This is a genomic window from Micromonospora sp. WMMD975 (assembly GCF_029581215.1).
In the GTDB taxonomy this organism is placed as follows: Bacteria; Actinomycetota; Actinomycetes; order Mycobacteriales; family Micromonosporaceae; genus Micromonospora.
Genome location: NZ_CP120739.1, coordinates 3387525 through 3411558, shown reverse-complemented (window position 1 = coordinate 3411558; position 24034 = coordinate 3387525). Strand labels below are relative to the sequence as shown.

The following is a 24034-nucleotide window of genomic DNA, read 5'->3' as shown; positions in this document are numbered from 1 at the left end:
AACGGAGCATGAGCATCGCGATCGTCGGCACCTCGGTGGAGCTGCCCGGGGTGGACGGCCTGGACGACCTGTGGCGGGTGATCAGTACGGGCGCCAGCCTCACCCGGCCGTTCCCGCCGCACCGCCGGGACACCCTGGCCGAGTACATCCACTACGTACGGGCCACCACCGTCGAGCCGGTGGAGGATGATGACCTGGACTTCCACAACGGCTGCTTCCTCGACACCGTCGACACGTTCGACTACGCCGTGTTCGGGATGACCCCCCGGCAGGCCACGCTTACCGATCCGCACCACCGCATGGTGCTGCGCGCCATGTTCCTCGCCCTGGAGGACGCCGGATACTCCGCCGACCGGCTCCGTGGCAGCCGGACCGGGGTGTTCGTCGGCTTCGCGACCAACCCGGGCGCGACCTACATGGACTACCTGTCCCGGATCGAGCCCTCGGCCAGCCAGCAGGCGATCACCGGCAACATCCCGGCCATGCTGGCCAACCGCCTCTCCCACCTGCTCGACCTGCGGGGGCCGAGCATCGTCGTCGACACCGCCTGCTCGGCCACCCTGGTCGCGGTGCACCAGGCCAAGAACGCCCTGCTGGCGGGGGACTGCGAGCTGGCGGTGGTGGGCGGTGCCCGGATCGTCTTCGCGCCGGTCAAGCATCCCCACTCGGCGATCGGCATCGAATCGTCCGACGGTGTCACCCGGACGTTCGACGAGGCCGCCGACGGCACCGGCTTCGGTGAGGGCTCCGGCGCCGTCGTGCTCAAACGGACCGAGCAGGCCATCGCCGACGGTGACCAGATCTACGCGATCCTGAAGGGCAGCGCGGTCAACCACGACGGTCACACCGACGGCATCACCAGCCCCAACTCCCAAGCGCAGGCCGACCTGCTGCTCGCGGCGTGGCAGAACGCCGGCATCGACCCGCGCACGCTCGGCTACTTCGAGGCCCACGGCACGGCCACCCGGGTGGGCGACCCGATCGAGCACGAGGGCATGAAGCTGGCCTTCGCCCAGCACACGGCCGAGCGGAACTTCTGCGCGGTGGGCACGGTCAAGGCGAACGTGGGCCATCTGTTCGAGGGCTCCGGGGTGATCGGCCTACTCAAGGCGGTGGCGGTGCTGCGGCACGGGATGCTCCCGCCGCAGGCCAACTTCGTCACGCCCAACCCCAAACTCGACTTCGCCTCCGGGCCGCTCTTCGTCCCCACCGAACTGGGTCCGTGGGAGTCGCCGGCGGGCCCGCGTCGCTGCGGGGTGAGCGCGTTCGGCCTGGGCGGCACGAACGCCCACGTCGTGGTCGAGGAGTACGTCGCGGCGCCCCGCCCGCTCGCCCCCGCCGGTGAACACCTGTTCACGCTGAGCGCGGCCACGCCCCGCTCACTGACCGGGCTGGTCCGCAGCTATCTGGCGTTCATCGACGGCGGCGGGCTGGACGACCTCGACATCGCCGACGTCTGCTACACCACCCAGGTCTCGCGTTCGGCGCACCGCTACCGGATCGCCCTGCTGGTCACCGGCCCCGACGATCTCCGCCGAGCGCTGGAAGGGGTCCTCGCCGACATCCCGCAACCCGTCGTCGGCCGGCTCGCCGAGGCGGCGGAGGAATACCTGCGGGGCGCTCCGGTCGACTGGCGGGCACTCGCCGCCGGCCAGGCGCGTCGGGTCGTCCGGCTGCCCCGCTACGTCTTCGACGAGAGCACCGCCTGGCTGAGCTTCCCGGACGACTGGCGGCAGACGATGTCGCTGGAGCGCGCCACCGAGCACCATCCGGTGACGCACGACGTCGAACTCCGGCCCACGCCGGCAGCGACACCGGAGACGACCTCGGCGGGCACCGTACTGGCGCTCGTCGACCCGGCGACCGAGGCCGGCGGGTTGCTGGCCGACGCCCTGCCCGCGGCAAGTCGGATCGTCCGCCTCGGCGAGCCGATCGGCCCCGGCGAAGAGGTGTTCGCCGCCGACAGCGTGGCGTCGATCGAACGCATCGTGCGGCTCGTCGACGAACACGACGTCACCCACCTCGTCTACGCCCTGGCATTCGAGGAGCGCCCGGCGACCGACATCGAGGAGATCGAACGTCGATCCACCAAGAACCTGTACGGCCTCTTCCACCTGACCAAGGCGTTGATGGCTGCCGGCGCGAAGCTCGACCTGGTGGTGCTGACCCGGACCGCGGTCAGCGCCCACCAGGGCGAGACGACGGCGGTCACCGAGAACGCCGCGCTGGTCGGCTTCGGCAAGGTGATCGTGCGGGAGTACCCGTACGTCAAGGTCAGGCACATCGACGTCGACCTGGCCGTGTCCCCGGCCGCGCTACGCGCGGAGATCCTCGCCGACGAGCACGGCCTGTCGGTCCTCCGGGGCGAGCAGCGGCTGCGCGAGGTCTTCGTCGAGGTCCCCGAGATCGACCTCGGCGTCGAGGCCGAGGGGCCGCGGCCGTATCTCAAGCCGGGTGGCACCTACCTGATCACCGGCGGCACCGGCGCGCTCGGCCTCGCCGTCGCCCGCGACTTCGCCGCCGCCCAGCACGACATCACGGTAATCCTGCTCAGCCGATCCGGACTGCCACCCCGCGACCGGTGGGACGAGCTGACCGGGCCCGCTTCGGACGGGCCGCAGGCGAACCGGATCCGGGCGGTGCGGGAAATGGAGGCACTGGGCGCCACGGTGGACGCGGTGGCGGCCGACGCGGGCGACAGCAAGGCACTGGCCGAGGCGGTCGCCCAGATCCGCCTTCGACACGGCCGGATCGACGGCATCGTGCACGCCGCCGGCCTGCCCGGCGGAAGCACGGTCATGTTCCGCCACCTCGACGACTTCGACGCCGTCGTACGGGCGAAACTGCACGCCGCCTTCGTCCTCGACGAGGCGACCCGGGACGACCCGCCGGACTTCGTCGCGCACTTCTCCTCGGTCGCCTCGGTCTTTCCGGCCCCGGGTCAGGCCGACTACGCCGCCGCCAACTACTACCTGGACAACCTGGCCAGGTCCCGGGCCGGCGGGCGGTGCCACGTGATCGCGCTGGACTGGGTGGCCTGGAAGGAGATCGGCATGGCGGTCGACTTCGGCACCAACGGCGACACCATGTTCAAGGCCATCCCGACCGCGGTGGGCCTGGCCGTCCTCGACGCCGGCCTGCGCTCCCGCCGTTCGCGGCTGTTCGCCGGCGAACTCCACTACGGTGGCGAACTGATCCACCTGCTGCGTTCCTACGACGTCGGGCTCTCCGCCGACATCGAGGCGACGGTGGAACGGCACATGCACGCGCTGGAGGCCCGGCTGGCGAAGGCCACCGACCGGATCCAGACGACGGTCGCGGCGGTGCCGGTCGAACTCGACGGCCGCGCCGGTGGCGACTACTCCGACACCGAACGGTCGGTCGCGCGGTGTCTGGCGCTCGCCTTCGGCTACGACCGGCTCGACGTGGAGGCCGACTTCTTCGACCTGGGCGGCGACTCCATCATGGCGGCCACGGTGGCCAACAACATCGCGGTCTACCACGGTGTGTCGTACGACGTCGCGGACCTGCTCGCCGACCGCACCGTCGCCGAGATCGCGTACCACGTCGACGAACTGCGGGAGTTCGGCGCGAGCGGCAACTGAGCGACGACCGGGATCGGGGACGTCATGACCGACATGACAAAGGGGCCGCCGCTCCGGCAGATCGTCGGCTTCGCCCTGCCGCTGACCGCGGCCAGCCTGTTCCAGCAGGTGTACCTCCTCGTCGACGGCATCGTCGTCGGGCGCTACGTCGGCGTCGAGGGGCTGGCCGCGGTCGGCGCGAGCGGGCCGCTGTTCTATCTGCTGAACGCGATGTTCATCGGGCTCGGTACCGCGTTCACCATCCGCCTGGCGCACCTGCGCGGCGCCGGGCAGGACCGGCAGCGGCGCGACGTCGTGGTGTCCCTGGCCCTGGTCACGGTCGGTTGGACGGTGGGCTGCGTGCTGCTGGTCACCGTGCTGGCCCAGCCGGTGCTGGCGCTGATGGGCATCACGGGCGAGTTGGCCGAGCAGTGCGCCCGCTTCATCCAGGTGCTCTCCCTCGGTTTCCCCGGCATCTTCGGATCCGCCGCGGTCAGCGCCTACCTACGCGGCCTCGGCAACTCGCGGGCGGCGATGTGGGTGCAGGCCGCCGGAAACCTGCTGAACATCGGGCTGGCCCTGCTCTTCGTCGGTGGACTGGGCTTCGGAATCGCCGGTGCCGCGTTGGCCACGGCGGCGGCCAGCAGCGCCGCCGCGGTCATCGGAGTCGTCGCGTCGGCCCGGATCTATCCCCTGCCTCCCGGCCGGCCCGCCCGCGAGGCCGTACGTGGCGAACTCGTCGACGCCACCCGGCTCGGTCTGCCGCTGGCCACGCAGCACATCATCCTCGCCGTCGGGATCATGGTGCTGGTCTGGATCATCGAGCCGTACGGCGAGGTGGTGATGGCGGCCTTCACCGTCGTCGCGCGGGTCGAGGCGTTCAGCGCCATCCTGTTCCTGTCCTTCTCCGGGGCGGTCACCACGTTCGCGGCGCAGAACCTCGGCGCCGGCCACCACGAACGGGCCAGGCACGCACTGTTGCGGACCCTGGGGTTGACCTTCGCGCTGACGCTGGTGTTCTCCGCCGTGGTCCTGCTGGCCCGCGCCCCGATCGCCGCGCTGTTCACCGACGACCCGACCACCCGCCGGGTCACCGGCGAGTACCTGACGATCATTTTTCCCTTCCTGCCGCTCTACACCCTGATGGTGGTCCTGCACGGCTACCTCAACGGCGCCCGCCGCACCACAGCACCGCTGATCTGCACCATCGTCGCCTTCGTCATGGTGCAGATCCCGTTCGCGTACCTGCTCAGCCGCCCGTTCGGCATCCACGCCATCATGTGGGCCGTGGTCGCGAGTTGGACCGTCGGCCTGTCTTACTCGACCTTCTGCCTGCGACAGGTACTCCGATCGCCGGCGAACCCGGCACCCGGCACCCTGTCCACCGTCGTGGAGGTGCCAAGCTCCCCATGATCACTATCCGCTCGACCGACCTGGAGTTCCACGGCGGACGTTCGCGAACGGCCCCGCTGGCCTGGGGCCAGGAGGTCATCTGGGACCTGATCCGCGACTGGGAGGACACCCGGTCGTACGCCGTGCTCATCAAGTGGCTGCACATCCCGCTGCTGTTGAGCGTCGGCGACGTGCTGGAGAGCCTGGCTGAGCTGATCCGGCGCCACGAGGCGCTCCGCACCATGTACCACCCCACCGCCAGGGGCGACGCGATTCAGGAGATCCTCGGCTCGGGGTCGCTCCCGGTCGAGCTGGTCGACCGCTCGGTCGACGATCCGAAGGACTACGCCAGCATCGTCACCGACTGTCTGGAGCGCGCCGCGGAACTCGGCTTCGACCACGACAAGGAACTTCCGATCCGCTTCTCGGTGATCCTTCAGGACGGCATCCCGATCCTGCTCACGCTGGCCGTGTCGCATCTGTCCGCCGACTTCACCAGCGCTGAACTGCTGGTCACCGACCTCACCGCCCTGCTGGGAGCCCGCGCGGCCGGCGCGCCACCGCCACCCGCCCGGCCCGTATCACAACCGGCGGACCTCGCCCGGATGGAGAACGGGCCGCAGGGACAGCTACTGAACATCCAGGCCGCGCAGTTCATCCGGCGCCAGCTCGACCGAACCCGCCCGGAGATGCTGCCGGCACGGGCCACTCCGGTCACGCCACGGTTCTTCCGTGGGCAACTAGAGTCCGACGCGGTGGCCGTCGCGATCGGCCCGGCGGCCCGCCGCCACCGGACGACCCCCTCCGCGATCCTGCTCTCCATCACCTCGGCGCTGATCCGGTGCGTCTGCCCGGGGCCCAACTACCCCATCGACGTCATGCAGGGCAACCGCACGACACCGGAGCTGGCCGGCACGGTCAGCAACCTCAGCCAGGGGATCCTGACCGTGATCGAGCTGACCGCGGATTCCTTCGCCGCTCTGGTCCGTCACTGCTCGGCGGTGCTGGCGGAGGCGAGACGGTACGGCCGGCACCGCCAGCGCAGCACCCTGGACATGATCAGCGCGGCGGGGGCGCGGCGGGGCTGCCAGTTCAACGACACCTGGTCGGCGCTGCCCGGCCGGCCCACCAGACCCCCCGCCACCCTCGACGAACTGGCCGCGACGACCCGGTCCTCCACCTTCTCCTGGCCCGAGCGGGTGCCCATGAAGAACAAGGATCTCTTCATGGGGATCCGGGGCACCGCCGAGCGGATCCACCTCTCGCTGTTCGCTGACACGGCCCTGCTGCCGCCCGGCGACATCAGGGCGTTCCTCGACACGTTCGAGCGGGTGGCCGTGACCCTCGCGTACGAGGATCCCACGCTGGAGCTGATCGCCGACTGGTTCGCCGAGAGCCGCGCCAGGTACGCCGAGATCGACCGGGACTGATCTGCAACCGTCACCCGGTCCGCCGGGAGGGTCGGCCCCGAGCCGGCAACCGGCCCCGGCCTACGCCGACGGCAGCCCGGCGATCACCTCGGCGACCGCCGGCGCGTGGGACGGGGCGAGCAGGTCCAGGTGGGAGCCGGGGACGCGGTGTACGCGCACGCCGGCCGGGCAGTGTTCCGACCAGATCTCCAGGCTTTCCGCGTCCACGCGCGGCTCCCGCGGTCGGACCAGGTCCAGTGGCCACGGATAGGTCGGCAGGCGGTAGACACGTTCCGCCTCGGCGTTGATCGGGTAGATCTCGACGAGGCGTCGTAGCCGGTCGGGGCCGAAGCCGGGTGGCAGGACGCCACGGGCGACCGCTTCGTCGAGGATGCGCGCGCACATCGCGTCGGGGGAGAGGGTGGCCAGGTCGTCCGCCGACAGGTCGAGGCCGAAGTTGTGGTTGACCAGGGACCAGAGCAGGCGGGCACGGGACGCCGGTGGTTGTTCGCGGCGGGTGACGGCGGTGTCGAGGAGCACCACGGCGGCGGGTCGCTCGCCGTCGGCCGCCATCCGGCTCGCCATCTCGTACGCGACCAGCCCGCCGAACGAGTAGCCGACCAGGACGAGTTGTTCGGGCCGGTAGGCGCGTGCCAGTTCCGCCCGGTAGGCGGCGGCCATCTCGCCGATGGTGTGGTCCGGTGACAGCCGCGGGTCGAGGGCCCGCGCCTGCAGTCCGACGCAGGTGTGACCGCGCGGCAGCGCGTCGGCGAGGTGCCGGTACCACAGGACGCTGCCGCCGAGCGGGTGCACACAGGCGACCACCGGGCCGCCCGGTTTGCCGGGACGGATCGGCACGAGGGGGGTGGGTGTGTCCGCGTACCCGTCGCGCAGCAGCCGGGCCATCGCGGTGACGCTGCCGGCCCGCGCCATCGCCGGCAGCGGCAGGGACACCCCGGTGCGCCGGCGGATCTCCGACAGGGTGCGCACGGCCTGTAGCGAGGTGCCGCCCTGGGTGAAGTAGTCGTCGTCGACGCCGAGGGCGGGGTTGCGGAGGTGGTCGCGCCAGATGTGCAGCAGCACCAGCTCGATGGCGTCGCGTGGTCGCCCGTCCCGGACGGCCTCGGTCGTGTCTGTCATTCCGGTTTCCCTCGTGACGGTCGGCGGGCCCGGGCCGACGGCCCGCGGCGCTGGTGGGGTCGGGGCGGGACCCGGTGGGTCAGGCGGGGGCCGGCTCCGGGCGGGTGCGGCGGGCCCAGGCGACGGCGGGGCCGTTGACGGCCGCGCCGACCAGCGGGATCACGGCGAGGACGAGCCAGCCGGTGGTGCCCAGGCCGCCGGTCAGGCCGGTCACCAGGGCGGGGCCCGCCACCGCCGGGACCGCCTGGCCGAGTCGGAAGACCCCGGCGTAGCGGGCCTGCGCGTGCTCCGGGGCGAGACCGAACTGCATGGTCCACCGCGCCGTCTCACCGCCGAGTTCGGCGAAGGTCAGCAGGACCGCGACCAGCACCAGTACCGCGATCGCGGGCGCCACCGGCAGCCGGCCGGTCAGCGCGGCCACCGGGCAGGCGACGGCGAGCAGCAGGAAGGCCAGCCGCTGGAGGCGCGCGGCGGCCGGAATGGTGTCGCCGGCCCGCGACACCCGGACCTGGAGCAGCACGACCAGCAGGGTGTTGATGCCGGTCAGCCACGCCGCGAGCGGGCGGGGCACATCGGTGGCGGAGACGATCCAGAGGGGCAGCCCGACCAGCAGGATCGTCTCGCCGATCCGGGTGAGGCAGCTCACCTGCGCCACGAGCAGGTAGGGCAGGTCGGCGAGGGGTCGCACGCGCTGCCGCGCGCCCTCCGGCGGGGTCGGCCTCGGCCAGGCCGGCAGCAGCAGGTAGAGGCCGGCGACCGCGACCCAGCACGCGGCCACGGCCGCGAGCATTCCGACGTACGCCGCCCGCGAGTCGACGGCGAGCACCAGGCCGGCCGCCAGGGTCCCGACCGCGAAGCCGGCGTTGAACACGCTCCGCAGGTACGCCGAGACGCGCACCCGGTCGCTCCCGGCGACCGCTGCCGCGATCATGCCGTCGCGGCTGACGTCCCAGGACTGCTCGGCGACGGCGACGAGCGCGACGAGCGGCACGAAGGCCCAGAACGGGCCGGCCGCCAGCAGCAGGAGCACGAAGAGCGCCTGTAGCAGCACGAACACGATGGACATCCGGCGGGCGCCGTAGCGATCGGCCAGCCGGCCGGCCGGGACGCTCGCCAGGATGCCGGCGAAGGCGGCGGCGGAGAGCCCGGCGCCCACCTGGGCGACGGTCAGGTCGCCGGTCCGGAGGAAGTAGACCGGCGCGCCGGCGAGGTAGAGACCGGCGCCGACGCTGCCGGCGAGCTGCGCGGCGGCGAGCCGTCGGGCGGGGCCGGTCACCGGTACGAGCGTGTCGCGCACGGACGTCAGCCGACCGTGCGCCCCCTTGCCGCCTGCGGTTCCGGTTCCGCGTCCGGACATGGTGGACTGCGGTGACGCCATGCCGTTCCCCCGTTGAACTGCGCGTGCTGCGTGTGAGCCGGCGTTTCCCGAGTTTTTGATCTTTCCGCCGCTGGCCCGAGATGCCTGCCGGCCGCATTGACGCGAGCGATTCTAACAGCGCTGGTACGGGGTGTCACGGAGACTGATCTTTGTGGATTGCCAGGAATGTCGCCCCATGCTAGGGTGCGGTGCCGTCTCTCACTGAGAGCCGCGCGCTCGCGCGGGCGTCGTCTTAACGGGGGTTTTGACGTCTTGGAAAATGCAATTTTTCCTGCTCTTGTTCGGCTTTCCCGCGATGTTCTCGACATTTCCGAGAAGCAGTTCTCTGGAGATTCGCGGGAATCCTTTGCCGCGCTGGGTGGCACCTCGCTGCGGGCGATGCGGCTGGTCGCCCGGGCCGAGCGCGAACTCGACCTCCGGATCGACCTCGCTGACCTGCTGCGTCCCGGGCCGCTCACCGCGGCGCTGCGCCGCAGTGCCCCGCTGGACCGGGCCGAGCACCGGGACCGGCCGCCGTCGGACCGACGTCCCCTGCTGCCCGCGCAGCACGCCATGCTGGTGCACGAGCAGCAGTGGCCGGGCACCGGTTACCGCCTGCTGTTCAGCCTCCACTGTCCGGGGCCCGCCCGCGCCAAGCACCTCCGCGACTGCCTGGACGCGCTGACCGCCCGGCACGAGACCCTGCGTACCGTGTTCGACGCCGACGCCGACGCCGACGCCGACGCCGACGCCGACGCCGACGCCGACGCCGACGCCGACGCCGACGCCGGCCAGCCGGGACGCCGCGTGCTGCGCCGGTGGCGCCCGGTGCTGCGGGAGCAGGGGCGGGTCACCCCCGGCGGCGACCCGGTCGACGTCGCCCACGCGCACCTCGCCGACCTGGCGTCCGGCCTGGACCCGTTCCGCCGGCCGGCCGCTGAGTGGCTGCTGACCGAGCTGCCCGGGGACGAGAGCCACGTCGTCTCGCTGCTGGCCCACCACGCCCTGCTCGACGGCTGGGCGGTCGGGCTGGTGCTGCGGGAGCTGGCCGCGGCGTACCTCGGCGGCGCCGTGCCGCCGGCCGAGCCGGGCGTACCCCCCGACGTCCTGCTCCGGTCCGCCCGGCCCGACGACCGACTGCGGCGACGTCGCGCCGCCCAGTTGGCCGGCGCGCCGCAGGTGGTGGAGCTGCCCGGCCGGCCCGGCGGCACCGACCGGCCGGGGCGTCCGGGCTCGCGGCTGACCTTCACGCTCGGGGCCGAGGCCACCGCGGCGTGTGGCGACCTGGCGCGCGCCGCCGCCGTGAGCCGTACGGCGGTGCTGCTGGCCGCGTGGGCGCTCGTCGTGGCCCGCCGGTGCGGGGTCGACGACCTGCTCGTCGGGGTGCCGGCCGCCGGGCGCCCGACCGCCGAGCTGAGCGAGATGGTCGGGCTCGCGACCCGCGTCGTGCCGGTGCGCTGCCGCTGGGACGACGACGCGCCCGCGGACACGCTGGGCCCCGCCGTGGCCGACGCCCTCGCCGACGCGGTGGCCGCCGCCGACCTGCCGTTCGAGGCGCTCGTGACGGAGCTGGGCGCCGCCGGGGCGATCGACCGCAACCCGCTGGTCCAGATCGGGTTCGCCGCCCACGACGAGCTGATCCCCGCCGAGCTGCCGGGCCCGGCCGGGACGGCGACCGTCCACGAAGGCCACGACGGCGGCTCCGTCTTCGACGCGATGCTCTATCTCCAGGCATGGGGGGAGCGGCCCCGGTTCGCGCTGGAGCACCGGCTGGCCGCGCTGTCCCCGGCCGGCGCGGCGGAGCTGGCCGAGGCGTTCGAGGCGACCCTCGTGGCGCTCGCACACGCCCGCGACCTGCCGCTGAGCACCGTTCGGGGCATGTCCGAGCGGCAGCGCGCCCGGCTCGGCGAATGGGGGCATGGGCCGGACGCCGGCCCGGGCGGCGGGCTGTGGCAGGCGTTCTCGGCGCAGGCGTCCCGCCGGCCCGCGGCGGTCGCCGTGCGCGGCCCCGAGGGCAGCACCACCTACGCCGAGCTGCACGACCTCGCCGAGCGGCTCTCCGCCGAGCTGGCCGACGCCGGGGTCACGACCGGCTCGACGGTGGTCGTGGCCGCTGCGGGCACCACCACCGAGGTGGTGGCCGTGCTGGCGACGCTGCGGCTGGGAGCGGCGTACGTCGGCATCGACGCCGACGCCCCGGACGAGCGGGTGGCGACGCAGCTCGCCCGGTGCCGCCCGGCCGCCGTGGTGGGTGACCCGCGGATCGCCCGGCTCGCCCCGGGCGCCTGCGCGGTCCGCACCGGGCGGCCCCGGCCCGCGCGCACCGGCGACACCCCACCCGCCGCGCCGGCCGATCCGCAGCGGGTCGCCTGCCTGGCGTTCACCTCCGGGTCGACGGGTGAGCCCAAGGCCGCCCGGATCACCCACGCCGCGGTGCGGCGCCTCGTGCACGACCCCGACGTGTTCCAACACGGGCCGGACGCCGGTTTCCTGCGGCTCGCGCCGCTTGCCTTCGACGCCTCCACGATGGAGCTGTTCGTCCCACTGCTCACCGGCGGCCGGGTCGAGATCTTCCCCGGCCCGGTGCCGCACCCCGGCGAGCTGGCCCGGTTCCTGGCCGAGCGCGAGGTCATCCTCGCCTGGCTCACCGCCGGTCTGTTCCGGGTGCTCGCCGACTACGACCCGGCGGCGTTCCGAGGGCTCCGGCAGTTGCTCACCGGCGGCGACGTGGTCCCGGCCCGACAGGTCGCCGCCGTGCTGCGGCACTGCCCGGGTCTTCGGGTCACCAACGGGTACGGCCCCACCGAGAACACCGTCTTCACCACCGTGCACCACGTCGACGACCCGTGCGAGCTGGACTCGGACGTCCCGATCGGTCGGCCCGTGTGCGGCACCCGCCTGCTGGTCCTCGACGAGCGCGGCGAGCTGCTGCCGCCCGGCGCGGTGGGGGAGCTGTGCGCCGCCGGCACCGGGCTGGCACGTGACTACCTGGACGATCCGGAGCGGACCGCCGAGGCGTTCCGGCGGCTCGGCGACGGCACCCGCTACTACCGGACCGGCGATCTGGTGCGCTGGGACGAACACGGCCGACTGCGCTTCCTGGGCCGCCGCGACCAGCAGGTCAAGCTGGACGGGCACCGGGTCGAGCGGGACGAGGTCACCCACCGGCTACTGGCGCACCCACGGGTCAGCGACGCGGCGGTGGTGGTCGCCGGCGACGCGGACCGCGGCCGGTTCCTGGTGGCGGCGCTCGTCGCCCCGCCGGAGGCCGGTCTGGTCGATGAGGTGCGCGCGCTTGTCGTGCGGAGCCTACCGGCGTACGCGGTGCCGAAACGCTGGGTGGTGATCGACGCCCTGCCCCTCACCGCCAACGGCAAGGTCGACGCCCGGGCGATCCTGCGTCTGAGCGAGGAGGGGCCCGCCCCGGCACCGGCGCCGCCCGGCCCGTCGACAGCGGATCTGGAGTCGCTGATCGCCGAGGCGTGGACCGCCGTGCTCGGCGACGACGACTTCGGCTACGACGAGCCGTTCTTCGAGGTGGGCGGCGACTCGTTGCAGTTGGCCAAGGTGCACCGGCTGCTGCGGGACAGGCTGCCCGGCCGGACTCTCGCCCTGCTGGACCTCTACCGGCACCCCACCGTGGATTCGCTCGCCGGGTGGCTGCGCGGCGCCGATCAGACGGCCGCCGGGGTGACCCGATGACGGCCGGACGCGAACCGATCGCCGTGGTGGGCGTCGCCGGCCGCTTCCCCGGCGTCGCGGGGCTCGACGAGCTGTGGGACGCGCTGGTCGAGGGCCGGGAGCTGCTCACCCGGTTCACGCCGGAGCAGCTCGCCGCCGCCGGTGTCACCGAGCGGGAGCGCGACGACGTGGACTACGTGCCCGTGCGGGGCACGCTCGACGGCATCGAGGACTTCGACGCCGCCTTCTTCGGCCTCACCCCCCGGGAGGCCATGATCACCGATCCGCAGCACCGGCTGCTGCTGGAGTGCGCGTGGGAGGCGCTCGAGTACGCGGGCCACCCGCCGAGTCGGGAACCGGGCCGGATCGGCGTGTTCGTGGGCACCGGCGTCAACACCTACCTGGCGAACCACCTGCTCGGGCGGCCGGACCTGCTCGCCGAGCTCGGCCCGTTGCCGATCCTCATCGGCAACGAGAAGGACCACGCGGCGACCCGGATCGCCTACCGGCTGGGCCTGCGCGGCGCCGCGATCGGCGTGCAGACGGCCTGCTCGACCTCGCTCGTCGCGGTGCACCTCGCCTGCGAGAGCCTGCGCAGCGGGGACGCCGACATCGCCCTCGCGGGCGGCGCGACGGTCAGCACGCCCCAGCAGCGCGGCTACCGCCACGAGCCGAACGGCATCGGCGCGCCGGACGGGCACTGCCGGGCCTTCGCCGCAGACGCCGCCGGGACGGTGGCCGGCAACGGCGCCGGGATCGTCGTGCTGCGGCGCCTCCGGGACGCGGTGGCCGACGGCGATCCCGTCCTCGGGCTGGTGCTCGGCTCCGCCGTCAACAACGACGGGGCCGCGAAGGTGGGTTACACCGCGCCCGGGGTCGCCGGTCAGGCCGAGGTGATCGGCATGGCCCTGGCCCGGGCCGGCGTCGACCCGGCGAGCGTCGACGTGGTGGAGGCACACGGCACGGGCACCGAGATCGGCGACGCCATCGAGGTCGCCGGCCTCGGCGAGGCGCTGGGGCGGGGCGGCCCGGCGGGCGTACGCCTGCTGGGGTCGGTGAAGCCGAACCTCGGCCACCTCGACGCCGCCGCAGGCATCACCGGGATGATCAAGATGCTGCTCGCCCTGCGCCACGGGATCGTGCCGCCCACCGTGAACCACGACCGGCCCCACCCCGACATCCCGTTCGCCGAGGCCGGCCTGCGCGTCAACACGACGGCCGAGCCCTGGCCGGCGCGCGGCGGGCCGCGCCGGGGCTGCGTCAGCTCGTTCGGCATCGGCGGCACCAACGCCCACGTCGTCCTGCAGGAGGCGCCCCCGCCGCCGGTCACACCGAGGACGGCGGACGCCGATCTCGTCGTGCTGAGCGGGCGCACCCCACAGGCGGTACGGGTGGCGGCGCGGCGGCTCGGCGACCACCTCGCGAACACGCCCCGGTGGGAACTCGCCGACGTCGCGCACACCAGCCGCGCCGGCCGTACCGCCTGGCCGATCCGGCGGGCGATCGTCGCCACCGACCGCGCCGACCTGCTGCGGCAGCTCGGCACCGCGGCGGAGCCGGTCACCGCGCCCCGCCGGGCGACGCTCGCGTTCGCCTTCCCCGGGCAGGGCAGCCAGTTCCCCGGCATGGCCGCCGGCCTGCACACGCGGCTGCCCGGCGTCCGCGAGCGGATCGAGACGGGCCTGGACGCGCTGCCGGCGGGCCGCGCCGACCCGGTGCGCGCCGTGCTCCTCGACCCGTCCGCCGCGGCGCAGGCGGCCCGCCCCTCGATCGCCCAGCCCGCACTGTTCCTGCTGGAGTACGCTCTCGGCGGCCAACTCCTCGACTGGGGCCTGCGACCGCAGCGGCTGATCGGGCACAGCGTCGGCGAGTACGCCGCGTTCTGCCTGGCCGGCGGCCTGCGCCCGGCCGACGCCCTGGCCCTGCTCACCGAACGCGGGCGGCTGGTGGAGCGCACCCCGCCCGGCCGGATGGCCGCCGTGCTGGCCGGCCGGGACCGGGTGGCCGCGCTGCTACCGCCCGGCGTGCAGGTGGCCGCCGACAACGCTCCCGGCGTCACAGTGGTCTCCGGCCCGCCGGCCGGGGTGCGGGAACTGTCCGACCGGTGCGCCGCCGCCGGCATCCGGGTACGCCCCGTGCCCGCCGCGCACGGCTTCCACTCCCGCCTGCTCGACAGCATCCGCGACGACTTCCGGACGGCCGCCGCCTCGGTGCCGCACCACCCGGTCACCACCACCGTCCTCTGCGGACTGACCGGGCAACCGGTGGTCGAGGGCACGACCCGCCCCGCCGAGCACTGGGTGCGGCAGATGTGCGAGCCGGTCCGGTTCCGGGAGGCCGCCGCCGAGCTGCTGGCCGTGCGTCACCCGGTCGTCCTGGAGGTCGGACCGGGCCGGGCACTGACCGCGCTGGTCCGCGCGGCGGGCGGCGGGCCTGTCCCGGTGGCGCCCACGATGCCGGCCACGGCGGGCCCCGACGCGCTGCCGGTGCTGCTGCGGGCGGTCGCGACGGCGTGGACCGCGGGCGTCGAGCCGGACTGGGCCGCGTTCCGGCTCGACCCGGCCGCCCGGCGGGTGCCGCTGCCGGCGTACCCCTTCGAGCGCGTCCGGCACTGGGTCGACCTCACCCCGCCCGGGGCGGCGGCGATGGTGGCGGACAGCGCGGCGGTCCCGGCGGTCCCGGCGGTCCCGGCCGCGCCGACCGCGCCGACCGCGCCGACCGAGCCCGAGACGTCCGCCGCCGCCGTGGAACGGGAGATCATCGCGGCGTGGCGGGACCTGCTCGGGGCGACCGACGTGGTGCCCGAATCCGACTTCTTCGCGCTGGGCGGGGAGTCGTTGGTCGCCGTGCGGATGCTCAGCCGGCTGCGACAGCGCTGCGGCGTCCGCGTACCCCTGCGGATCCTGGCGCAGGACCCCACCGTGCGCGGGCTGACGCGGGCGGCCCTCGACCGCCTGCCGGCCCGCGTCAACTAGCGACACCTGGGAGAGACCGTGTCCGCATCGGCGCCGGCCCTGGAAGTCCTCGCGGACGGCCCGGGCGCACCGCTCGTGATCATCGACTTCATCCGCATCTCCGCCGGCGCCGGGCTCGGCGAGCTGCTGGCCTCCGCGCCCGCCGACCGGCCCGTGTACCGCGCCGACCCGGTCGAGACGCTCCTGCGCGCCGACCGGTTCCGCAGCGCCACCGACCTCGCCGAGGAGTACGCCGCGGCCGTACACCGCCTGCCCGTGCGCCCGGCCCGGATCGTGGGCTACTGCAGCGCGACGCCGGTGGCCATCCGCACCGCCGAGCTGACCGGGGTGCCGCTCGCCCTGGTCGAGCCGACCTGGCCCGACCGGGCCGCCGCGGAACACGACTTCCGCGGCTTCCGCGCCACCCTGCGCGAGGGCGAGCCGCCGGCGGTGCCACTCGACGCCGACCCGGCACGGGCCCTGTCCGTGATGGCGCGCACCCTGGACGGCGACCTCGACGTGTTCGCCCGCGCGAACGATCTGCCCGACGACGAACGGCAGGACACCCGCGAGCAGCTCGTCGACAGGTACGTCGCCTGGCTGCACGTGCTGCTCTCGGCGTCCGCCGACCCGGTGCCGCCCCGGCCCGCCGACGTGGTGCTGGCCAGCCGCGACTACACGGCCGAGCACCCGGGCGTCGAGACGCTCCGGCTCGACCTTTCCGCCGGTGAGATGCCGACCGCGCCGGTGACCCGGGCCGCCCTGATCGCGCTTGTCGACCCGACGGCGGCGCTCCGGTGACCGCGTACCTGTCCGAGCTGGTGCTGGCGCAGGCGGCCCGGACACCCGGCGCGTGCGCCGTCGTGGACGAGCGGGAGTCGCTGACGTACGCGGAACTGGTCCGGCAGGCCGGCGTGGTGGCCGGACAGCTCGTCGCGGCGGGGGTGGAGCAGGACGCCGTGGTGGCGGTCTGCGCCGAACGGTCGGTCCGCTTCCCGGTGCTGCTGCTCGGGGTGCTGCTGAGCGGGGCCGCATACCTGCCCCTGGAACCGGGCGACCCCGTGCCCCGCCTCGCCGGCATGCTCGACGACGCCGGCGCGGTTCTCGTCCTGACCGAGCCGGAGCTGAAGGCCGCCGCCGAGGCCGTCGCCGGGAGCCGTCGCGTGCTCGCCGTCTCCGCCGGTGAGCTGCGCGCGGGCGTCCCGGCGGCGCCGGTGCTGCCCGCCTCGGACCTGGGGTTGGCCTACGTCCTGTTCACCTCGGGCTCCACCGGGCGCCCCAAGGCCGTCGGCGTGGGGCACCGCGGCATCGTCAACCGGCTGCGCTGGATGCAGGACGAGTATGCCCTGACCAGCGCCGACGCCGTCCTGCAGAAGACACCCGCGACGTTCGACGTGTCGGTGTGGGAGCTGTTCTGGCCGCTCGCGCAGGGCGCCCGCCTGGTGCTGGCCCGGCCGGGCGGGCAGCGTGACCCGGAATACCTGATGGCCGTCATGCGGCGGGAGCGGATCACCGTGGTTCATTTCGTGCCGTCCATGCTGGAGTCCGTCCTCGACGAGCCCGGTTGGGACGGGTACGACGCGCTGCGGCTCGTGGTCTGTAGCGGCGAGGCGCTCCCACCGGCCGCGGTGCGCCGGTTCCGGGCGCGGAGCCGGGCGCGGATCGACAACCTGTACGGGCCTACCGAAGCCTCGATCGACGTCACCTGGTGGCCCTGCCGCCCGGTGGAGGACGGCGACTCGGTGCCGATCGGCCGGCCGATCGCGAACGTGGTGGTGCGGGTACTCGACGCGGACGGGAACCCGGTGCGCGAGGGCGTGCCGGGGGAGCTCCACCTCGGTGGCGACCACGCGCTGGCGCGGGGATATCTCGGCCGGCCGGGGCTCACCGCGGAGCGGTTCGTGCCGGACCCCTTCGCCGCCGGCGCCCGGTTGTACCGGACCGGCGACCTCGTCCGGTGGCTGCCCGGCGGGGTGCTGGAGTTCCTCGGCCGCCTCGATCACCAGATCAAGCTGCGCGGGCAGCGGATCGAGCCGGGCGAGATCGAGGAGACGCTGCGCCGGCATCCGGGCGTGACCGGCGCCGTCGTCCTGTTGCGCCGCGACGAGGGACGCGCCGACCGCCTGGTCGGCTATGTGGTGGGGCCGCCCGACGGCCCCGGTGAGCGGGAGCTGCGGGCCTATCTGGCCGAACGGCTGCCCGCGCCGATGGTGCCGGCCCGGCTGGTACGCCTGGCGGCCTTCCCCCTCACCGCGAACGGCAAGCTGGACCGCGCGGCGCTGCCGGAGCCACCGCGACGCAGGCGGTAGTCAGCGCACGAACCCGATGTGGGCGGTGGCCATCAGCGAGCCGGGCTCGCAGAACGGCACCCGCTCGACGACGCGGCCCTCGTCGAGGTCCACGACGAACAGGGTGGAGGCGCCGGTCATGAAGACGTACCGGCCGGTGGGCTCGACCGCCAGGTAGAGCGGCGACTGGCTGTTCTTCGCGCACATGAAGGGCGGCCGGACCGGCTCGTGCGCGAACAGCTCCAGGTCGAGAACCGTGGACATGTCGGCCGGGTCGAGGACGAACAGCCGGTTCGGGAAGCCGGTGACCGCGATGAGCTGCCGGCCGTCGCGGTGGAACAGTTGCTGCGAGGTGATGCGCAGGAAGGTCGGCCCGGTGTGGGTGGCCTCCCGGACCGCGTGACCGCCCTGGTAGCGCCACCGTTCGAGCACACCCGGCCCGTGCACGACGACGTTGTTCTGCCACTTCGAGATGTTGTTGCAGGAGACGTAGAAGACGTCCGGATCGTCCAGGTCGACGTCGACGTGCGCGGAGCAGCTCGCGCCGGTGGTGTGCACCGAGGCGCGGGTCAGCTTCTCGTCCGCCACGACGAACCGGCCGGTGGGGAACTCGTTGGCCGCGTACCGGGCGACGTCGAGGCTGTCCCCGTCGGTGCCCAGCACCCGGCCGTCGGCGCCGGGGCGCACCGACAGGTCCATGTCGACGCCGACCATGAACCCGTTCGGCGACGCCTCCAGCTCGTGGATGGTGTCGAAGGCGAACTCGGGCAGGTCGCCCAGCCGGGTCGCCGCGCCGGTGCGCAGGTCGTAGCGCCAGGCGCTGCTGCGCAACGGCTGGTCCGGGTCGTGGTAGCGGCGCAGGCGGTCCTCGGTGTCGGTCATCGCGAAGGCGATCACGCCGGGCTCGACCTCGCACTTGGTGGAACTCTGCATCGCCGCGAAGTCGAGCTCGGCCGCCGGCGGCCACAGGTGCGAGCCGCCGTCGCGGCCGAGGCGACGCAGGTAGGGCGCCTGTTTGAAGGAGACGACGACCTCGCCGTCGTCGGTCTGCACGAAGCTGTGCGGGTGCAGGAAGTACGGGAGCAGGTCCTCCAGCCGGCCCAGCCCGTACGGCACCGGGTTGTCGCCGAGCCGCTCCCGCAGCACCGCCAACTGGCGGGACCGCAGGTCACCGATGTCGATCGTGGTCTCCCGCACGGTCCGGGAGCCCACGTCGAGGAAAAGGTACCGCTCGTGGGTGCCGCCCGCGGACAACCCGCAGACCAGGATCGTCAGGTCGCCGTACCCCGCCGACATCGGCAGGCTCATTTCAACAGCCACAACAGCGCCTCCCGGAGGATGGTGATGCAGTTGGTGGTGAGGACGGACTCGACATGGAACTGGAAGCTGGTGAACCGTTCGGAACGCAGCGCCACCACCCGGCCGTCGGGCTCCACGGCCACGGTCACCCCGGCGGGGGCCTCGGCCGGGGCGTCGGCGAAGAAGGTGTTGTAGAAGCCGACCGGCTCGGCCCGGCCGAACAGGTCGACGGTCTCCTGCACGCCCTGCAACGGGGGGTCCACCGGGCGCACGGTCATGCCGAGCAGACGGCAGAGGATCTGGTGGCCGAGGCAGACGGCGAGGAACGGCGTGCCGGTCTTCATCAGCTCGCCCACGATGCGGTGCAGTTGGGCGATCTTCGGGTCGTTCATCTCGTTCGGGTCGCCGGGACCGGGCCCGACGAGCACCAGGTCGTAACCGGTGAGGCCGATGCCGGACTCCCGGTAGTCGCGCATGGTGACCTTGAACCCGAGGTGTTCGAGGATGTGCTTGAGCATCTCGGTGAACTGGTCCTCGTTGTCGACGATCAGCACCGAGCGGCCGATGAGTTCGGGCGCGGCGTACCTGTCGTCGACCTGCCTGTTGATCCAGAACCGGGACAGGTAGCGGTTCCGCCCGTTCAGCACCTCGAGGACCTTGTCGTCCACGAACCGGTCGAGGAAGGGGCCGGGCGGTTCGGCGGTGGTGATCGCCTTCAGCAGCCCCTCGGCCTTGGTGCGCACCTCACGGCACTCCTTGGCGGGCACCGAGTCGCGGACGACGCTGGCGCCGCTGCGGATCACGGCGTGCCCCTCGGCGTCCACCGCCATCGTCCGGATCGTGATGGCGCTGTCCAGCCACTCCTGCCCGTCGTCCTCCAGGCCACGGATCATCAGGGCGGACGAGTAGTAGCCGCGGGACTCGGACTCGTGGCGGTGGATGACCCGGGCGGCGTTCTCCAGTGGGCTGCCGACCATCGTCGCGGCGAACATCGACTCGCGGAACGCGTCGAGCGGGCTCATGGTGGCGCTGCCCTCGAGCACGTACTCGGTGTGGACGAGCGCGCTCATCTCCTTGAGGTACGGTCCGCGCACGACGCCGCCCTCGCCGCAGATCCGCGACATCATCTTGAGCTCCTCGTCGACCACCTGGAAGAGCTCGTTCACCTCCTTGCGGTCGGAGAGGAACTCGATGAGGTCGGCCCGCTTCTGCAACGCGGCGCGCGGCAGCGTGCCGCAGATCGGGTTCATCGTGACCGTGCCGCGGCGGTAGGTCAGGTGCCGTTCCGGCGAGGACCCGATGAAGTAGCGCTCCCCGTCGAAGAAGCAGAAGGTGAGGTACGCCCCGATCTCGTTACGGGCGAGCCGGGCGAAGATCGTGTGCGCGACCTCGGGCCCGAAGTCACCGATGGTGACGTCGCACCGCCGCGAGATGAGGAAGTTGGAGCCCTCACCGCGCTGGATCTCCTCCTTGATGACCCGGTCGATACGGGCGGCGAACTCCTCGTCGTCCGGAGTGTGCACGGGCTCGGAGACCACCCGGACGTCGGCGCGCACGTCGGCGAACGACTCCAGCTCGACCTCACGGAACTCGCTGGGCACCAACGAGATGAGCGGCTCGTTGTCGTCGTGGCAGACGTAACCGCGCTCACGCAACTGCGCGTAGGGCACCATGGTCAGCACCGGGTGGGCGGCCGGGCGAGGCACCTCGGCGAGCGACCAGGACCGCACGGTCTCCCCGCGAGCGTAGTTGACCCGACCCTCGGAATGGACGAGGCAATAGGGGCTAGCGAAGTCAAGACTCACCGGAGGCCACCTTGCTGATCAGAAAGTGGTGTAACACCAGGTAATCGATTTCCGTATCGAGGAAGCAGCTTAGCCCATCGGCGGGCGACCCGACGATTGGCTGTCCCGCGACGTTGAAGGAAGTGTTGATCAGGCAGGGCACGCCGGTGACCTGCTCGAAGGCTCGAAGCAGGCCCGCCAGCAGGGGATTGTCCGCCTCGTCGACCGTCTGGGCCCGGGCGGTGCCGTCGACGTGGACGGCGCCCGGAACGAGCTTCTGGTATTCGGATCGTACCGGGAAGACGAATGTCATGTAGGGCGAGGACGTCTTCTTGCCCATTTCGAGGACCACCTGCGCCGATGCCGCGGGCAGCACCGGAGCGAAAGGCCGGAACGGCTCCCGCCGCTTGACGCGGATGTTGATGACGTCCTGAATATCGGGAAACGCGGGGTTGGCCAGGATGCTGCGATTGCCGAGAGCCCGCGGGCCGTACTCGACGGCGCCCTGGAACCAGCCGATCACCACCGGGTCGACGAGCAGCTTGGCCACCTCGGTGAGCAGCTCGTCCTCGGCCAGCTCGCGCCACTCGACCCGGTCACCCACCGCGGCAAGCGCCGCGCGGACGTCGTCGTCGGTGTAACTCGGACCCAGGTACGGGCCGGGCGACGGGCGCACCGGGCGGCCCAGCTCGCGTGACGCGTACACCGCCGCGCCGATCGTCACGCCCGGGTCGCTCGCGCCGAAGCTGACCGACGCGTCCTCGAACCGGGAGCCCTCCAGCAGCTTGGTGTTGTTCACGCAGTTCAGCGCCAGGCCACCCTCGATGATCAGATTCCGCGCGGAGGTGCGCCGTTCCAGCACCGACACCTGGTGCCGGGTGACCACCTCGACCGCGTCCTGGACCGCCCGGGCCACCCGGCACCGGAAGTCCCAGTCCGTGCGGTCGCCGGTGCGCCCGAAGATCTCGTCGAAGTAGGAGTAGTACGCCTGGGTGTCCAGCAGCGGGTTGCCGACCCGCAGCCGATAGCCGCCGGCCTCCTCCAGCGTGATCACCTCGCGCAGGAGCGGATTGTCCGCGCCGAGCGGCGGATGGAAACCGCTGAGCCCCATCACCTTGTACTCGTCGTTGTTCGGCACGAAGCCGAGGTAGCGGGTGACCTTGCTGTAGAGCAGCGCGAGACTGTTGGTGATGTCGACGGTGGCGTCTTCCAGGATCGTCACCTCGCCGTCGCGGACCTCTCCCATGATCGACGAGTAGCGCTCCGCGCGGCCGTCGCTGACCAGGAACGCCGCGTCCCGCCAGCCGGCCGTGTGGTAGCCGCACGACAGGTGGGCGAGGTGGTGCGGGACGAGCCGGAGCCGGTCGGCCGGGATGGTGAAACCGGTGCGCGCGGCGAAGTCCGCCCGGATCGCCTCCGGCGTGAGCAGCGTCGTGCGTAGCTCCTCCAGCCGGGCCAGGCGGTCGGCCCGCTCCGGCTCCGGCACCGCCGATCGGGCGATCCCGGCCCGCTCCGCCGCCCAGACCTCCGCGGTGAAACTCCAGGGGAAGGCGAAGCAGTCGACGTCGGCCAGCTCGACGCCCGCCTCCCCGAGCGCCCAGCGCAGCGCGTTGACCGGCAGGTCGGACGTCTTCTTGACCCGGCTGAGCCGTTCCTCCTCCACGGCGGCGACCAGCTCGCCGTCGACCACCACGGCGACGGCCGCGTCGTGCCCCAGCACCCGGTGCCGGTCGAGGCCCGAACGCCGGTACAGGCGCCCGAACAGCTCCGCGGACCGCGTGAAACCGTTGAAACCGACGACGATCATGCCCATCACCCCGCTATCGCAGATACCGCAGTTTGAGGTCCAACTCCGCCAGCTCCTGCGTGACGTCCGAACCCGCGACCACGCCGCCGCCGCAGCGCAGCAGCACGTCCGGCCCGTCCCGCTCGGCGCAGGTGACGATCGTGTTGGAGGTCAGCGCGTCGCGGGCCGCGTCATAGATGCCCACCGCGCCCGCGAAGAACCCGCGCGGCTCGCCCTCGAGGTCGGCCAGCACCTCCTGGGCGCGCAGCTTCGGCGCGCCGACCACCACCCCGCGCGGGAAGCTCGCCAGCACGACACCGCCGAGCCCGCGCGCCGTGTCGTACGCGCCCGAGACGTCGCTGGCGAGATACGTCGTGGGACCGATCACCAGCGGCTCGCACAACCGGTCGACCACCACCGTGCCGGGCTCGCAGTACGAGCCGAGGTCGTTGCGTTCCAGGTCGACGAGCATGATGTGCTCGGCGAAGTATTTCGGGTCGTCGCGCAGCAACGCGCCCCGTTCCTGCCGTTCCCGCTCGTCCCGCGCGGCCGGCTGGGTGCCGGCGAAGACGCGGCTGCGCACCCGCCCGTCGCGCGCCAGCACGTGCGGCAGGGAACAGTTGCCGAACACCGTGGCCCCGTCGAGGCTGAACCAGTAGGAGTAGTCGGCCGTGGCGTACCGGTGGGCGACGTCGGCGTAGTAGCGCGGCAGCGACGTGCGTGGGCGTACCCGCACCGGCACCGAGAGGACGACCTGGTAGATGTCGCCGGCCAGCAGGTGCTCGCGCGCTCGGGCGAGCTGGTCGGCGTACCGGTGAGGGTCGATGTCGGTCACGACCTCGGTCAGCGGGGCGGTCGGCGGCGGCGCGGCCCGGGCGGCGGTGCGGGCGCAGGCCGACATGACGTCGGCCCGGTCCTCCTCGGCGCAGCTCAGGGTGCCGGTGGCGGGGTCGTGGACCACCGCGCGGCGCAGCGGCCCGGCGAAGCCGAGCAGCCGTCCGGGGGCCGCGGTCGGCCACGGCCCGCCCGGGATGCCGGCCTCCGCCCGCAGCCGCAGGGACAGGTCGTAGGAGAGGGCGAACGCGACGTCGGCGCCCGGACCGCGCCGGGCCTCGGCCAGCAGGTGGTCGAGCAGGGCGGCGACGTCGCCGTCGAAGCGTTCGCCGCCCCGCTCGATCCCGTCGGTCGTGATCCGCCACACGTCGGCGAGCGACGCGAGGAGGGTGCGCCGTTCCCGCCCCGGCAGGCGGTAGCAGAACAGCGGTCCGAACAGCTCCGCGAGGGGCTCGACGAGGTCGTGCGGGTCGCCGGCGAAGGGTACGCGGGCGGTGGTGGCGGTGGGTGCGGGCGCCGACATCGA

General features: G+C 73.1%; 13 protein-coding genes. 7 read left to right on the top strand and 6 right to left on the bottom strand.

The genetic code is table 11. The features are described 5' to 3' along the window. Positions 1-8 precede the first annotated feature (8 nt). Genes O7613_RS14605 through O7613_RS14595 form a run of 3 tightly spaced genes read left to right on the top strand, consistent with a single transcriptional unit; the run spans position 9 to position 6406 of the window. Complete coding sequence (locus tag O7613_RS14605; protein WP_282289014.1) at positions 9-3605, top strand: SDR family NAD(P)-dependent oxidoreductase; 3597 nt, start codon at positions 9-11, stop codon at positions 3603-3605. Positions 3606-3629: 24 nt separating this feature from the next. Further along, on the top strand, positions 3630-4997 hold the full coding sequence (locus tag O7613_RS14600) for an MATE family efflux transporter (protein WP_281587851.1): 1368 nt from the start codon (positions 3630-3632) through the stop codon (positions 4995-4997). Beyond that, a complete protein-coding gene (locus O7613_RS14595; protein WP_282289013.1) occupies positions 4994-6406 on the top strand; it encodes a condensation domain-containing protein in 1413 nt (470 codons plus the stop codon). The genes O7613_RS14600 and O7613_RS14595 overlap by 4 nt, the downstream gene beginning before the upstream one ends. Positions 6407-6466: 60 nt before the next feature. On the opposite strand, the gene O7613_RS14590 is transcribed toward O7613_RS14595, so the two are convergent. Beyond that, a complete protein-coding gene (locus O7613_RS14590; protein ID WP_282289012.1) occupies positions 6467-7525 on the bottom strand; it encodes an alpha/beta fold hydrolase in 1059 nt (352 codons plus the stop codon). 79 nt (positions 7526-7604) lie between these two features. After that, positions 7605-8822 carry an MFS transporter gene (locus tag O7613_RS14585; protein WP_282289011.1) on the bottom strand — a complete coding sequence of 406 codons (1218 nt, stop codon included), beginning with the start codon at positions 8820-8822 and terminating at the stop codon, positions 7605-7607. Between the two features lie 246 nt (positions 8823-9068). On the opposite strand from O7613_RS14585, the gene O7613_RS14580 reads away from it, so the two are divergent. Genes O7613_RS14580 through O7613_RS14565 form a run of 4 tightly spaced genes read left to right on the top strand, consistent with a single transcriptional unit; the run spans position 9069 to position 17826 of the window. Beyond that, positions 9069-12584, top strand: a complete 3516-nt coding sequence (locus O7613_RS14580; protein ID WP_282289010.1) for an amino acid adenylation domain-containing protein — start codon at positions 9069-9071, stop codon at positions 12582-12584. Beyond that, the gene (locus O7613_RS14575) at positions 12581-15538 is read left to right on the top strand and encodes a beta-ketoacyl synthase N-terminal-like domain-containing protein (protein WP_282294434.1); all 2958 of its coding nucleotides are present in this window, start codon (positions 12581-12583) and stop codon (positions 15536-15538) included. Before O7613_RS14580 ends, O7613_RS14575 begins: the two co-directional genes overlap by 4 nt. Before the next feature lie 18 nt (positions 15539-15556). Next, positions 15557-16318: a hypothetical protein gene (locus tag O7613_RS14570; protein ID WP_282294433.1), complete on the top strand. Its 762-nt coding sequence runs from the start codon at positions 15557-15559 to the stop codon at positions 16316-16318. Next, positions 16315-17826 (top strand): amino acid adenylation domain-containing protein, encoded by a 1512-nt coding sequence (locus tag O7613_RS14565; protein WP_282294432.1) that lies wholly within the window; start codon positions 16315-16317, stop codon positions 17824-17826. The genes O7613_RS14570 and O7613_RS14565 overlap by 4 nt, the downstream gene beginning before the upstream one ends. Here O7613_RS14565 and O7613_RS14560 read toward each other — a convergent pair whose 3' ends face one another. From O7613_RS14560 to O7613_RS14545, 4 genes are all read right to left on the bottom strand, one after another. Next, the gene (locus O7613_RS14560) at positions 17827-19113 is read right to left on the bottom strand and encodes a hypothetical protein (protein ID WP_282294431.1); all 1287 of its coding nucleotides are present in this window, start codon (positions 19111-19113) and stop codon (positions 17827-17829) included. It abuts the gene before it with no gap. Next, complete coding sequence (locus O7613_RS14555; RefSeq protein WP_282294430.1) at positions 19110-20834, bottom strand: anthranilate synthase family protein; 1725 nt, start codon at positions 20832-20834, stop codon at positions 19110-19112. Before O7613_RS14555 ends, O7613_RS14560 begins: the two co-directional genes overlap by 4 nt. A 64-nt stretch (positions 20835-20898) precedes the next feature. Continuing rightward, the gene (locus O7613_RS14550) at positions 20899-22695 is read right to left on the bottom strand and encodes a carbamoyltransferase C-terminal domain-containing protein (RefSeq protein WP_282294429.1); all 1797 of its coding nucleotides are present in this window, start codon (positions 22693-22695) and stop codon (positions 20899-20901) included. A 13-nt stretch (positions 22696-22708) separates the two neighbouring features. Beyond that, a complete protein-coding gene (locus O7613_RS14545) occupies positions 22709-24031 on the bottom strand; it encodes a chorismate-binding protein (RefSeq protein ID WP_282294428.1) in 1323 nt (440 codons plus the stop codon). Between the last annotated feature and the right edge of the window lie 3 nt (positions 24032-24034).